General features: G+C 68.3%; 11 protein-coding genes and 1 pseudogene. 3 read left to right on the top strand and 9 right to left on the bottom strand.

The genetic code is table 11. From position 1 onward, the window contains the following. Together SX243_20425 and SX243_20420 are read left to right on the top strand one after the other, a co-directional pair. The coding region (locus SX243_20425) for a cbb3-type cytochrome c oxidase subunit II (GenBank protein ID MDY7095349.1) at positions 1-1,185 on the top strand (1,185 nt) is incomplete at its 5' end. 32 nt (positions 1,186-1,217) lie between these two features. Then, positions 1,218-3,215 (top strand): annotated as a pseudogene (locus SX243_20420) (MMPL family transporter). Between the two features lie 36 nt (positions 3,216-3,251). On the opposite strand, the gene sbnB reads toward SX243_20420, so the two are convergent. From sbnB to SX243_20375, 9 genes are all read right to left on the bottom strand, one after another. After that, complete coding sequence (sbnB, locus tag SX243_20415) at positions 3,252-4,277, bottom strand: 2,3-diaminopropionate biosynthesis protein SbnB (protein ID MDY7095348.1); 1,026 nt, start codon at positions 4,275-4,277, stop codon at positions 3,252-3,254. A gap of 96 nt (positions 4,278-4,373) precedes the next feature. After that, positions 4,374-5,465, bottom strand: a complete 1,092-nt coding sequence (locus SX243_20410; GenBank protein MDY7095347.1) for an HAD-IIIC family phosphatase — start codon at positions 5,463-5,465, stop codon at positions 4,374-4,376. A 59-nt stretch (positions 5,466-5,524) separates the two neighbouring features. Continuing rightward, a complete protein-coding gene (locus SX243_20405) occupies positions 5,525-6,727 on the bottom strand; it encodes an acyl-CoA dehydrogenase family protein (GenBank protein ID MDY7095346.1) in 1,203 nt (400 codons plus the stop codon). Positions 6,728-6,737: 10 nt separating this feature from the next. After that, positions 6,738-6,989 carry an acyl carrier protein gene (locus SX243_20400; GenBank protein ID MDY7095345.1) on the bottom strand — a complete coding sequence of 84 codons (252 nt, stop codon included), beginning with the start codon at positions 6,987-6,989 and terminating at the stop codon, positions 6,738-6,740. A gap of 33 nt (positions 6,990-7,022) precedes the next feature. After that, positions 7,023-7,892 carry a 3-hydroxyacyl-CoA dehydrogenase NAD-binding domain-containing protein gene (locus SX243_20395; GenBank protein ID MDY7095344.1) on the bottom strand — a complete coding sequence of 290 codons (870 nt, stop codon included), beginning with the start codon at positions 7,890-7,892 and terminating at the stop codon, positions 7,023-7,025. Positions 7,893-8,153: 261 nt separating this feature from the next. Further along, complete coding sequence (locus SX243_20390; protein MDY7095343.1) at positions 8,154-9,005, bottom strand: polyphosphate kinase 2 family protein; 852 nt, start codon at positions 9,003-9,005, stop codon at positions 8,154-8,156. Positions 9,006-9,134: 129 nt separating this feature from the next. Beyond that, positions 9,135-10,199, bottom strand: a complete 1,065-nt coding sequence (locus SX243_20385; protein MDY7095342.1) for a dipeptide epimerase — start codon at positions 10,197-10,199, stop codon at positions 9,135-9,137. A 10-nt stretch (positions 10,200-10,209) separates the two neighbouring features. Continuing rightward, a complete protein-coding gene (locus SX243_20380) occupies positions 10,210-11,355 on the bottom strand; it encodes a DUF1611 domain-containing protein (GenBank protein ID MDY7095341.1) in 1,146 nt (381 codons plus the stop codon). Then, positions 11,355-12,485 (bottom strand): pyridoxal-phosphate dependent enzyme, encoded by a 1,131-nt coding sequence (locus SX243_20375; protein MDY7095340.1) that lies wholly within the window; start codon positions 12,483-12,485, stop codon positions 11,355-11,357. The genes SX243_20380 and SX243_20375 overlap by 1 nt, the downstream gene beginning before the upstream one ends. Before the next feature lie 314 nt (positions 12,486-12,799). Here SX243_20375 and pgi point away from each other — a divergent pair. Continuing rightward, positions 12,800-14,001: glucose-6-phosphate isomerase (gene pgi / locus SX243_20370; protein ID MDY7095339.1), on the top strand; the 1,202-nt coding region annotated here is incomplete at its 3' end.

Raw genomic sequence — 14,001 nt, 5'->3', positions numbered from 1 at the left:
GGCATCTCCTTCTATTCCGTGGCGTTGGTGGTCTATCCCGGTGCCGCCCCGGCGGCGGAGGGATTGGTGCCTCCGCGCTGGCGGGCGGGGCTGGGCTTCGGCATCGCCGGTTGGTTGGGCTCGGCCCTGGGGGTGGGGATGGCCCAGGATCTGCACCACGTGCCCAGGCCCTTCCTGCTGGCTGCCGGAGCTCTGCTGCTGGTGGCCTGGGGGCTGAGCCACGGGCGCCGGCTGAAGGCCTTGAGGAGTCTCCACGGCTGGACCCTGGCGGGGTTGGCCGCCGGGCTGCTGGCGGCGTTCTACCTCGCCCTCACCCTGACGGTGCTGGAGCGGGCGGGGGAGGGGAGCGGGCCCGGAGCGGAGGCTTCCTCTGCGGGGCTCTCCTCCACGTCACTTTCTTCCATGGGGCCCTACTCCTCGGATCCCAAGCTGGTGCGTCAGGGGCGGAGGATCTACATCCAGGAGGGGTGTATCAACTGCCACTCTCAATATGTCCGGCCGGAGACGGTGGATGGGGATCTCTGGGGGCCGCACCGGGCGTTGGACCGCAGTCAGAAACCACCGCTGCCGGGGAACCGCCGCCAGGGACCGGATCTGAGCACCGTGGGGGCCCGCCGCAACGCCCAATGGCAACGGTTGCACTTGCGGGCGCCGCGCTCCGTGGTGCCGGCCTCCCGGATGCCGTCTTACGAGCATCTCTTCGCCGGTGACGGGCGTCGGGGCGAGGCGCTGGTGGCCTACCTCGGCAGCTTGGGAGCGGACGGGGCCCAGGAGCGCTGGGCGGCGGTGGCACAGAACGCGCCGACGGTGGCCTCTCGGCCGGGGTCGGTGCCGGCGGGACGGAAGCTCTTCCAACGCTGGTGCGCCGCCTGCCACGGCGCCACCGGAGCTGGCGACGGACCGCTGGCGCCGGAGCTGCATCGGCCCGCTCTGAATCTGACCAAGGACGGCTTTTGGTGGATGGGCCGGCCCGGCTCCGAGGCCGCAGTGGGTATCGATGCGGCGGCCCAGGAGCGGCAGTTCTTGGCCCGCACCATCGTCTACGGCCTCGAAGGCACCGCCATGGCGGGGCACGAGTACCTGACGGATCGCCAGGTGGCGGATCTGGTGGCCTTCGTGCGGACGTTGCCCGCTGGGCTCCCGGCGGTGGCCCAAGGCACCGGCCGGCCGGGGGCCAGCTCGTGAGCACCCCCGGCGGCCGATTCTCCAGCCGGTGGATGGGAGCGCTGACCCGTTGGTGCATCGCCCGGCCCCGCACGGTATTGGTGTTGGCGGCGCTGGTGGCGATGGCGTCCCTGGCCCTGGCGGGAGCCTGGTTGGAGCTGCGCACCTCGAATCTCGACCTGGTGGACCCGGAGCTGCCGGAAGTCGCCCGCTTCCGCGACTTCGCCCACGAATTCGGCACTCCCAACGTTTTGGTGGTGGGGTTGGAGGGGGAGGATCCGGAGCGTCTCTACGCGGTGGTCGACCGCCTGGCACCCCGGCTGCGGGAGGTCTCCGGCGTGCTCAGCGTGGTGGACCGGCTGCCGGTGGATGAGGCCCTGTTGGCCCAGGCCGGTCTCGATCCCTATCTGACCTCCGATTCCGGTGAGCTGGCGCTGCTGCTGGTGCAGCCGGACGATCCCGACTCCCGGGCGGAGACCCTCGAGCCCTTCGTCGCCGCGGTGCGCTCGGTGGTGGACGGAGCGGTGGCGGAGGAGCCGGCGGTGCGCGCCAGCCTCACCGGGATGCCGGTCTACGCGGTGGACGACCGCCAGACCATCCAGCGGGATCTGGGGCGCCTGTCGGCGGTTTCCTTCGTGCTGGTGCTCTTCCTCTTCGTCACCGCCTTCGGAGCCCTACGCCGCCCCTTGCTGGCCATGGTGGCGCTGGCTTTAGGGGTCGCCGCCACGGTGGGGGCGGTGTCCCTCTACCCGGGCCACCTGACCCTGCTTTCGGCATTCTTCGCTTCCATCCTTTTCGGTTTGGGAGTGGACTACGGGGTGCACCTGGTGGACCGCATCGAGGAGGAGGTGGCGGCGGAAATGGACGAGCGGGAGGCCGTGGCCACCGCCGTGGAGGCTTTGGCGCCAGGTCTTCTCACCGGCGCCGGCACCACCGCCTCGGTGCTCTTCGCCATGGTCTTCTCCGGGTTCCGGGGCTTCGAGGAGCTGGGGGTGGTGGCAGGCACCGGAGTCGTGCTCTGTCTGTTGGCGATGGTCACGCTGTTGCCGGCGCTGTTGGTTCTCTGGCCACCGGCCCGGCGTCGGGAGCGGCCGCTGATGGAGCGGCGGCTGGGCCGCTTCCTGGTGACCTTCCAGAATCGGCCGGTGGCGGCGGGGGTGGCGTTGCTGGTGGCGGTGGCGGCCTTCGCCGGCGGACCGGGATTCGACGGGGACTATCTCAATCTGCAGCCCGTGGGATCGGAGGCGGTGCGGCTGGAGCGTCTCATGGTCGAGGAATCTTCCTGGTCGCCGGAGTTTGCGGTCTTCACCACCGACGATGAGGACCGAGCTCGGCAGATCGTCGAGCAGCTAGTGGACGACGAGACGGTGGCGGCGGTGCGTTCGATGGTGGAGTTGGAGGCCCTCGGGGCGGCGGAGGGCTTGCCACCGAGCCTGGCCGCCGGTCTGCGCAGCCCCGAGGGCCGCTACGCCGTCTATGCCTACCCGGCGGAGGACGTCTGGCGTCCGGCGGCCCAGGAGCGCTTCCTGGAGCATTTGCGGGCGGTGGACCCGGAGGTCACGGGCATGCCGGTGCTGGGGAGCTTCATGGTGCAGCGCTCCCGGCGGGCTCTGCGTATCACCGCCGCCCTGGGGCTGGTGCTGCTGGCGCTGTGGGTGGGATGGGATTTCCGCCGCTGGCAGCCGGCCCTGCTGGCGATACTGCCGGCGGTGCTCACCGTCGTCTCCCTCCACGGCCTCATGAGGTTCTTTCAGGTGCCCTTCAACTCCCTCAACCTGATGGCCCTGCCGGTGGTGCTGGGGGTGGCGGTGGACGACGGGGTGCACATCGTGCACCGTTTTCTGGCGGAGCGGGGAGATCTACGCCGCACTCTCTCGGGCACCGGTCGCAGCGTGCTGCTCACCTCCCTGACCACTCTGGCGGCCTTCGGCACCCTGGCCCTCACCGGCCATCGGGGGCTGGCCTCCTTCGGCAAGGCTCTGGCCCTCGGCGTGGCGGCGGCGCTGGTGATCTCGGTGCTGCTGCTGCCGGAGCTGCTGGTGCTTTGCCGGCGCTGGTTGCTGGACGGGCACTGCTTGCAGGGCGATCTAGCGCTCGGTCCAGGGGGTGGGGAGAAAGGACGGCACGTCGGTGCCCCGGCCCTCCTCCCGGGCGCGGCGGTAGACCAGGTCCGAGACCGCCAGGTCGAGGACGCCCATGCCGAAGGGGCTGAAGATGATGGCGCGGTCCTCCGGCGCCGGCGGGGCTTGCCCCAGGAGCACCTCGCCGAGGGTGGTGCGGACGAAGTCGCGGTGGCCGGTGGCCTCCGCCGCCAGGTGGATGGAAGTGCCGGCGCGGCAGACATGGTCGAGGTCGTCGACCACATTGTCGTGGGCCAGGATGGCCTCCGGCAGTAGGTCCCGCAGGGAGATGTGGAGGACCGTCGCTCCTTCCGGGCAGGCGTCCAGATTCTCCAGGTAGGGATTGACCGCGGTGGTGGCGAAGGAGCTCACGGGGGAGGCGCCGAGGGCTTCCTCGAGGCTTGCCGCCGCCTGCAGAGTCGCTCCGGGGATGGCCGCTTCCAGCCGCCGGCCGAATTGCTCCGCCCGCTCGGTGGACAGGTCGTAGGCGACGAAGCGCCGAGCCTGCGGCCACACCGCCGCCAGGAAGCGGCAGATCTCCCAATTGATCAACCCGCAGCCCACCAGACCGATGACTTCCGGTGCCTCCCCACGGTGCAGCTCCCGGGCCGCCAGGGCGGCGCTGGCGGCGGTGCGCCGGGCGCTGATGATGGAGCCTTCGAGGATGGCGAAGGGGCGGCCGGTGTCGCGGTGGTTGAGGATCACCGTGGCGGAGGCGCGCTCCATGCCGCGCTCGATATTGCCGGGCACCGAGGCGATCCACTTGATGCCGGCGAGCTCGAAGGGCTCACCGACGTAGGCCGGCAGGGCGATGATGCGGTCCCGGTCGCTGTCCGGGAAGCGCAGAAAATTCGAGTGGGGGAGCGAGGAGTGGCCCCGGGCGTGGGCTTTGTAGCCTTCCGCTACGGCCTCCAGGATCTCCGTCTCGCGCTGATCGAGAAGCTCGACGATGTCGTCACCGGAGACGATGAGAAGGGGCTGCTGTTGCGACATGGAGGTACCTCGTGATTCGGCAGGTTCGAAACGGCGGAGGCCGGGCCGGGAGCTCCACCGGAGTTCTGGAAAGAGGGATCGAAACGGGACGAGGAATCAGTCGGTGAGGACCACCTCGACGTAGTCCGGGAACGGCTGGATCGACTCCAGGTCGTGCTCCAGGAGCAGCGTGCCGTCCTTGCGGTCGATCTCCTTGAAACCGGAGAATTTGTAGGTCACCAACATCATGCGGTTGCGGTCGTTGGAGCGGAACTCCGCCAGCAGCCGCACCCCGGCTTGCTTCGCCAGGCTCAGCACGTGCTGCAGCATGATGGTGCCGACCCCTCGGGACATGACTCGGCAGGACATGAGCAGCAGGCGCAGATGCCAGACGTCGTCTTCCTTTTCCACCAGCGTCAGGCCGATCTTGCCGTAGGTGCCGTAGCGGTCCACCAGCCCGGCGATGAGCAGCAAGTGATCGTCGCTCTGACGAAAGGCGTCGAGCTCGTCGTAGTCGTAGGTGTAGCCGGTGGTGTTGAGCTGGTGGGTGCGCATGGTCAGCTCTTCGGCCCGCTGCAGATCTTCCTGCTGCGCCGGCCCGAGGGTGAAGTGCATGTCGAGGCTGGCGAGGAATTCCTCCGTCGGTCCGACGAAGCCTTCCTCCGCTTCCTTGCGCTCGATGTCCGCCTGGTACATCTGCCGCCGCAGCGACGACTCGTCGGTGATGAAGCGGGGCTGGAACTCCGAGCGCTCCGCCAAACCGGGAGCTTCGTCGGCGTCGAGGGTGAGGATCTCCGGCAGCGAGTGGCTGACCTCGTCGCGCTCGAAAGGCTGATCGTCGATGAACGCCACCGTGTCCATGCCGATATTGATCGACTGGACGATCTGCTCGATGTTGGAAGCTTTGGAGCTCCAATTGATCATCGGATAGAGGAAGTAGTGATCGAGACCCAGGGCTTTGAGGCGCTCCATGGCGGCGGCGTGATCGTTCTTGCTCGCCACCGACTGCAGAATGCCGCGCTCGTCGAGGGTCTCGAGGGTCTTGACCACGCCGTCCCGGGGCTGGACGTCGTCGCCCTCCAGGAGGGTGCCGTCCCAGAGGGTGTTGTCGAGATCCCAGATCAGCAGCTTGACGGTGCGGTGGCCACGCTCTTCAGTCTCGCTGGCGGGTTGCTGGTCGGCGGCGGGGGTGGCTGTGTCGACGGTCATGGCGCTCTCCGGCTAAGAATTGAGACGGATGCCCGGTTGCTGGACTCTTGGTGAGGCCCTCAGAGCTCCGGCAACGGCATCCAGGGGATGGAAATCTGTTGAATGTGGGTGCTGCCCTCGATGATCTCCGTCACCTGGGCATCCCGCAGGTAGCGGCCCACCGGGTAGTCGTCGGTCATACCGTTGGCGCCGTGCAGCTGCACCGCGTCGTGGGCGGCGGCGGTGGCGGTGCGGGAGGCGAAGTACTTGGCGATCATGGTCTCGGTGGAGGCGCTGGGATCGCCGCTGCGGCGCAGGTGGCCGGCGCGGCAGCAGAGCAGACGGGCGGCGCGGGTGTTGACCAGCAGCTCCGTCAGCTTGCGCTGCACCAGCTGGTGCTCCTGCAGCAGCTTGCCCCCCTGGCGCCGGCTGCGGGTGTAGTTGCGGCAGGCTTCGAGACAGCCCTGGGCGATGCCCACGGAGCCCCAGGCGACGCTGTAGCGACCGTGATCGAGAGCGGTGGAGATGACGTGGGAGAAGCCGAAGCCGACCCGCGCCAGAAGATTCTCCGCGGGGATGCGGCAGCCCTCCAGATGGATCTCCGCGAGCAGCGAGGCGCGGGTGCCCATGGGCGGTTCCATGGCTTCCCGGCGTAGCCCGGGAGCGTCGGCGGGAACCAGGAAGGCGGTGGGCTTGCCGTCGCATTGGGCCAGCGCCAGGTAGTAATCCGCCAGCTGGCCGAAGGTGGTCCACTTCTTGACGCCGTCGAGGACGAAGTGGTCGCCGTCGCGGCGGGCCTGGGTTTCCGCCTGGGCCGCGTCGCTGCCGACGTTGGGCTCGGAGAGGGCCAGGGCTCCCAACTTCTCGCCTCGGGCCAGAGGCTCCAAGATCGCTTCCTTGAGGGCGGCGCTCCCCCAGCGGTGCACCGCCCGGGTGGTCATGTCGTGCACCGTCAGCAGGGAGCGCACGGAGGAGCATCCCCGGCCCATCTCCTCGGTGAGCAGGCCGTAGGTGATGGGCTCCATGCCCAGGCCGCCGGCTTCTTCCGGCAGCGGGGATCCCAGCCAATGCCGTTCCCGCAGCCGGTCGATGAACTCCATCGGCACTCGGCCGGCGCGGTCCCAGGCGGCGGCGTGGGGCACGATCTCGGCGTCCACGAAGGCCCGGAACTCACGGCGGGCCTGGCGCTGGGCGTCGCTCAGCTCGACGTGCATACCGGTGTTTGGCATACCGGTGTCTGCCGTGCCCTGGTCGGCCTCGGTGGGGGTCTGGGTGGGGCTCAAGCGACTCTCCTCAGGCCTGGGCGCCGGCGGTGAGCTTCTGACCCACCAGGCCGTCGATGGCGTTGACGGTGCGGAAGTTGTCCAGGTCCAGGTCTTCGTCCTCCACCGTCACTCCGAACTCTTTCTCGACGAATTGCACCAGCTGCATCGCCAGCAGGGAGTTGACGAAGCCCAGGGCGAAGATGTCCTCGTCGTCCTGGAGCTCGTGGTTGCTGAAGAACCGGGCCAAAAAGGTCTTGATCTTTTCCTTGCGTGCTTCCATGGAATTTCTTTCTTCGAGAATGGTTGGGGCGGCTCAGATCTGAACGCCGTAATCGTAAAAACCCTTGCCGCTCTTGCGGCCCAGGAGCCCGGCGTCCACCATCTTCACCAGCAGCGGACAAGGGCGGAATTTGTCGTCCCCATAGCTTTCATGGAGCACCACCAGGGAATCGAGAATGGTGTCCAGGCCGATGAGGTCACCGGTCTCCAGCGGCCCCATCTTGTGACCGAAACAGGTCTTGAACAGGCGGTCCACATCCTCCGCCGGCGAGACCTGATCCATCACCACCCAGATGGCCTCGTTGATGGTCAGCATCAAAACCCGGTTGGAGACGAAGCCGGGAAGATCCTGCACTACGATGCCTTCCTTGCCCATGGTGGCGAGGAGGGCCTGGGTGCGCTCGATGGTCTCGTCGGAGGTGTGGTGACCGCGGATCACCTCCACCACCGGCTTCATGGGCACCGGGTTCATGAAATGGGTACCGATGATCTTGTCGGGACGCTGGGTGATGGAACCGACCTTGGTGATGGAGATGCACGAAGTGTTGACGGCGAAGACACACTCCGGCGGGCAGATGGCGTCGATCTGGCCGTAGACCTCTTGCTTTACGGGCCATTTCTCCACCACGTTTTCGATCAGGAAGTCCGCCGCCTCCAGCTCCTGGTAGTAGCCCGTGGTGTGGACCCGCTCGAGGATCGCGGAGCTCGACTCCTTGGGTTTGTCGCCGCCCTTCTGGAACATGCTCTGCATGCGCAGACCCTGGCGGATGTCGCTCTTGGCGCGCTCCAGGGCCGCCTGGTCGATGTCCACCAGAATGACCCGGTGGCCGGCCGTTGCCAGACTCTGGGCGACTCCCGCGCCCATCACGCCGGCGCCCACGACTCCTACGGTGCTGTCGGTCATTTCGCTGCTATCTCCTCACGCCGGAGGCCGCGAAGCCCCTGTGGCTCTTTGGGTTCGAATTCTGCTACGCAGCCCGGGCTCCAAGGTTGGCGCGGGCCTCACCACTTTGGCTCAACTGCCGATAGGGACGAGCCACCCCTCACCGCCGGTGGCGGCGGCGGGGCCTACTCGTCCGGGCTACCGTTGTAGTGCAGCCCACCGCTGAGGGTAGGACAACGGCGGGTAATTTTAGAAGAGAGTGTAGAAGAGATTGGGGCTGGATCAGTGTCCCCGGGGCGGGATCGGTCCGATGGAGTAGGAGTCGATGTCGTCCACCGGCTGGGGGTACTTCATGTCGAGGCCCTCCAGCACTTCCATCAGCAGCTCCGAGACCACCAGGTTGCGGAACCATTTGCGATCCGCGGGGATCACGTGCCACGGCGCCCAGGGGGTGTTGCACAGGGTCAGGGCGTCCTCGTAGGCGTGCTGGAAGTGGTGCCAGAGCTTGCGGTCCTCCAGGTCCCCGGGATTGAATTTCCACTGCTTGTCCGGCCGCTGCTGGCGCTCCGTGAGGCGCTCCGCCTGTTCTTCCGGGGTGATGTGGAGGAAGAGCTTGACGATGGTCACGCCCTCGTCGGAGATCAGCTTCTCGAAGCGGTTGATGTGCTCATAGCGCCGCTTCCAGACTTCCTCCGGCGCCAGTCCCTTGACCCGCACCACCAACACGTCCTCGTAGTGGGAGCGGTTGAAGATGCCCACCATGCCGCGGCGAGGCACGGCTTTGTGGACGCGCCACAAAAAGTCGTGGTTGCGCTCCTCCTCCGTCGGCACCTTGAACGGCGTGACGATCACCCCCTGGGGATCGAAGGCCCCCATGACGTGACGGATGGTGCCGTCCTTGCCACCGGTGTCCATTCCCTGGAGGACGATGAGCAGGCCGTGGCGACCCTGGGCGTAGAGGCATTGTTGGAGGTCGTTGAGGCGCTCCTGATCCTTCTTCACCCAATCCTTGGCCTCGTCCTTGAGGTCGTCCTTGTCGAGCTCGAAATTCGCCAGATCCCGGGGGTCGAAGCGGTCGAGATGGAAGCGTTCTCCGGCGGGCAGGCGGTAGCGGTCGAGATCGAGGCGGGGCATGGAGGCTCCTTCGTGGGCGGTGATGGGCTCGCAGGGTGGTGTCGTCTAAGGTTTGATTCTATTGATGTTGGACGATGGAGTAGGGCGGCGTCAATTGGCTTGGGTTCTGGAGATTCATGCAGTCGCTGATCAATCCGGCTCCCACCCCAACCCGGGACGGCCGGTGGCGGAGAGGTAGCCGTCTTCGAGGATCACTGCGCCGGCGCTGGGGTCGTCCACCAGGTCGAGGTGGCCGTCGAGGTCGGCGTAGCGCAGGTTGGGGCGGGCGAGGACGGCGGCGAGGCCGGCGGCGATGGCGACGGCGGCTTCGTCCATGCAGCCCACCATCACCTCGGCGCCGGTGGAACGGGCGACGGCGGAGATGCGCAGGGTTTCGGCGATGCCCCCCACCTTCATCAGCTTGACGTTGAGTAGCTTGACCCGCCGGGGACCCGCCAGGCGGTAGGCGTCGTCCAGATTCATCAGGCTCTCGTCCGCCATCACCGGCAGCGCGCTGGCCGCCGCCACCCGCGCCAGGGAATCGAGGTCCCGCTTCGGCGTCGGCTGTTCGAGCAGGGTGAGGCGGGCGCTGGCGACGGCGTCGATGAAGCGCAGGGCCTGAGCCTCCGTGTAGCCCTGGTTGGCGTCGAAGCGCAGCTCCACGTCCGGTCCCGCGGCCGCCCGCACCCGGTGCACGCGCTCGGCGTCCTCCAGCGGGTCCAGGCCGCCCTTGATCTTCAGGCAGCGGAAACCCTCTGCCACCCGCCGGCGGGTTTCTTCCTCGGTCTCTTCCAAGGGCCGGATCCCCAGGGTGACGCTGGTCAGGATGCGCCGGCGATAGCCTCCCAAAAGCTGCCACAGGGGTACGCCGGCGATCTTCCCCAGTAGGTCGTGGAGTGCCATGTCCACCGCCGCCAGGGCCGAAGGGTGGCTCGCCAGAGGTTGGCGCAGCCGTTCCAGGGGGACGCCGTAGCGCAGCGGGTCGGCGCCGGTGAGCTCCTCCGCCGCCGGCCCCTGGAGCGCTGCCAGCACCTCCTGCGGGTCCTCCCCGGTGACTTCCGGCGCCGGCGCCGCGCAGCCGTAGCCCACCAGGGAGCCGTCGGTGATCACTCGCAGGAAGAGGTTGGTGACCTCCTCGACGGTTTCGTAGGCGATGGTGTAGGGCTCGGTGAGGCGCAGCTCCACCGGCCACGCCTCGACTCGGACGATGCGCATGGCGGCCTCCTCAGCCGGCGCCGTCGGTGGCTGGAAGGCGTTGGACGAGGAGCGGCACCAATGCCCCGGCGCCGTCCCGCAGCACGTCCACCGCCGGCAGGCCGGTCTCTTCCCGGATGGCACGGCAGGCGTCGTCGATCTGCTGGCCCTCCATCCCCTCGTGGTTCACCGTTACCGCCACCACCGGCTTGCCGGAGATCATCTCGATGGCCTGAATCTGCTGCGGCAGGGGGTGTAGCGGATGGCCGGGGAAGCCGTCGTACTCCTTGCGGGTGGGGGCGTGCTGGAGGATCACCACGTCCGGCCGGGCGGCGGCGAGGATCTCGAAGCCGCCGGGATAGGCGGGGTTCATCAGGCTGCCCTGGCCCTCGATGACGATGGCCTGGGGCCGTGCCGCGTCCCAGGCGCTCCACACCGCGTGCTCGATCTCGCCGGCGACGAAGTCGTTGATCAGGGAGTCGAGAATCAGGCTGTAGGGGGCCCCCTGCATCCAGGCGGTCTGGCCGGTACCCACCATCTCCGCCGGGTGACCGGCGGCGCGCAAGGCCTCCACCAGCAGCCAGGCGGTGGTGCGCTTGCCCACCGCCGAGTCGGTGCCCAGGAGGGCGATCTTGAGGGCCTTCACCTGCTCGATCTTGCCGCTGAAGAAGTGCAGCTGGGAGCGCGGCGGCGGCTTGCGGACGTCCCGTAGATCGACGCCCTGGACCTCCGCCAGCCGGCTCAGCTCCGGATCCTCGGTGAGGAAGTCGTGGAGCCCCGAGTCGACGTGGAGGCCGGACCGGATGGCCCCCGCCACCGCCTCCCGATGCTCCGGCCCCAGCCGCCCGCCGTCCGGCGCCAGGCCGATGACCAGATGGCTCGCCGGGCCGCCGGCGGCGCGGTGGGAGGCTTCCAGAGCGGTGGCGACGTCGGGGTAGATGGGGATTCCCGAGGGCTTGCCGTCGAGGACCTGACCGGCGTCCTGCCCGGCGTGGGCGGCGTCCACCACCGAGAGCACCCGATAGCGCTCGGTGCGACGCACCAGGCCGTGGGCGGTCTTGCCGTTGGGGGTGTTGAAGGCACCCTGGCAGTAGACGATGGCGCTGCCGTCCGGGGTTCTGGCGTCGGGGGGTCTGGCGTCGGGGGTTCTGGCCTCTGGACTTCTGGGGTCGGTCATCACTTTCTCCCGGTGAGCACGGCGACGTAGCGGTCGCCGGGCAGCGGTTCGGCGGCGTGGCGGGTCAGCAGCACCACCAGTCCGGCGGTGGAGGCGGGGAGCACGCTCAGTCCCTCGCGCTCCAAGAGCTGTCGAGCCAGGCGTAGCATCTGGCGGTCGCTGACATGATCCGCCCAGCCGCCGCTGGCGCGCAACGCCTCCAGCGCCTGGTCGCCGTCGTAGGAATGCCAGTTGATCAGGGGCTCGTTGACCACCGTCTCGCGCACCCGCGCCGGATCCAAGTCCTCGCAGTGCTGATGGCCGCGGAGGAAGGAGCGGATGATGGGATTCTTATGCGCCGACGAGCCCGCCACCATATGCGGCATGCGCGAGGTCTTGCCGCGGCGGTAGAGGCGCAGGAAGCCTTTGTAGATTCCCGCCAGGGTGGTGCCGTTGGACGCCGGCACCGCCACCACCGCCGGAGCATCCCGCAGCTCGTCGTAAATCTCCAGGGCGATCTGACCGTAGCCTTCCAGCTGCAAGTCGGTGTTGTCGCCGCCGGGGTTGGCGTCGTAGAGCTCGTCGTCGGCGGCGCGCCGGCGGGAGGCGTCGACGGTGGCTTCGTAGTCGCCGTTGAAGCGTACGATCTCCGCCCCGAAGCGGGTCATCTCCTGGAGTCGCCGGGTGTGGTATCCCTCGGGGATGTAGATCAGGCAGCGCAGCCCGGCGATGGACGCCGCCAGGGCCATGGCGGCGCCGTAGTTGCCACAGGTGGCGACGGTGATGGTGTCGAAGCCCCGGCGCAGGGCGTCCCGGGCCTGGGCGAAGGCGATGCGGTCCTTCTGGGTGCCGGTGGGGTTGCCGCCCTCGAATTTGAGGAAGAGCTGGCGCAGCCCGAGGGCTCGCTCCAGGTTGCGGGCTCGGCCGAAGTGGGTGTCCCCGACCTCCGAGTCCAGAATGTCCTCGAAGGCCTCCAGCCGCTCCTCCACCGGCGTCTCCGCCGACGCCGCCCGCCGCCGCAGCTCCTCCAAATCCCCGAGCTGGAACTCCGGATCCGGCCGCGCGCCGTCCTGGAGGTAGAGCCCCGCTTCGGCGGGAGGCAGGGTGTCGCCGGGGTTTTCCGGGTCGGTGGTGCGAGAATCTTGGCTCATGGCTCGTCCGTATTTCTCCTGGAGTTTCACACTACGCTCGGCGGCCGGGGTGAGGCAAGGCCTTTGGGAGATGGAATCCCTGGGAGCGCCGGCATAGCTCGCTCCCACGCTCCGGCGTGGGAGCTCCGGGGAGACGCTCCAGCGTCGAGGGCGGGGGGCAGCGGAAGGCTCAGCCCCGCTGGAGCGGGGCTTGGTTGAATGCCCGTCTCTGAGCGTGGTGGGTGCCCACGCTAGAGCATGGGCACCAGGATTTCTCTTCCGGGGCCATGCCATACTTCCCAAGCAAGGACTGAATTTCAGGAGACCGATCACCGATGAGCACCGCAACCCTGTGGCAGAGATACCGCCAATACACCTTCGACGACCGCGAGCTGGGACTGCGGCTGGACATCAGCCGCATGGATTTCGGCGAGGGTTTCTTCCCCGGCATGAGCACCGCCATGGAGCGGGTCTTCGAGTCCATGACGGAGCTCGAGGCGGGAGCGGTGGCGAATCCGGACGAAGGGCGGCAGGTGGGGCATTATTGGCTGCGGGCGCCGGAGCTGGCCCCCAGCGAAGAGCAGACCGCCGCCATCCGTGCAGCCCAGCGGGCGACGAAAGACTTCGCTGCGAAGGTCCACAGCGGGGAGCTGCGGCCGCCGGGGGAGGAGCGCTTCACCGACTTGCTGGTCATCGGCATCGGCGGCTCCGCCCTGGGGCCTCAGCTGGTGGCGGACGCCCTGGGGCAGCCGGGGCGGGATCGCCTGCGCCTGGCTTTCTTCGACAACACCGATCCCGACGGCATGGCCCGCACCCTCGCCGAATTGGGGGATCGCCTGGCCACCACCCTCTGCGTGGTGATCTCCAAATCCGGCGGCACGCCGGAGACCCGCAACGGCCTGCTGGTGGCGCAGCGGGCCATGGAGGCCGCCGGCCTTGGCTTCGCGCCGCGGGCGGTGGCCATCACCGGCGACGGTTCGGCCCTCGATGAGCGGGCGCGGGAAGAAGGCTGGCTGGCCCGCTTTCCCATGTGGGATTGGGTCGGCGGCCGTACCAGCGTCACCAGCGCCGTGGGTCTGGTGCCGGCGGCGCTCCAGGGCCTGGACGTGGACGCCTTCCTCGACGGCGCCGCGGCCTGCGATGCGCGCACTCGGGTGCCGGAGGTGGAGAACAATCCGGCGGCGTTGCTGGCGCTGATGTGGTTCCACGCCACCAAGGGGCAGGGCGAGCGGGACATGGTGATCTTGCCCTATCGGGATCGGCTGCTGCTCTTCTCCCGCTACCTTCAGCAGCTGGTGATGGAGTCCCTGGGCAAGGGAGAGGATCTCGAAGGCCGGCCGGTGGCCCAGGGCATCGCGGTATACGGCAACAAGGGCTCCACCGATCAGCACGCCTTCGTCCAGCAGCTGCGGGAGGGGGTGGACAACTTCTTCGTCACCTTCGTGGAGGTGCTGGCCAACGACAGCGAGGATCCGCAAGTGGAGCCCGGGGTGACCTGCTCCGACTATCTCCGCGGCTTCCTCACGGGTACCCAGGA

It is taken from the genome of Acidobacteriota bacterium (assembly GCA_034211275.1).
Taxonomy (GTDB): domain Bacteria; phylum Acidobacteriota; class Thermoanaerobaculia; order Multivoradales; family JAHZIX01; genus JAGQSE01.
This window is presented reverse-complemented; position numbering and strand designations above follow the sequence as displayed.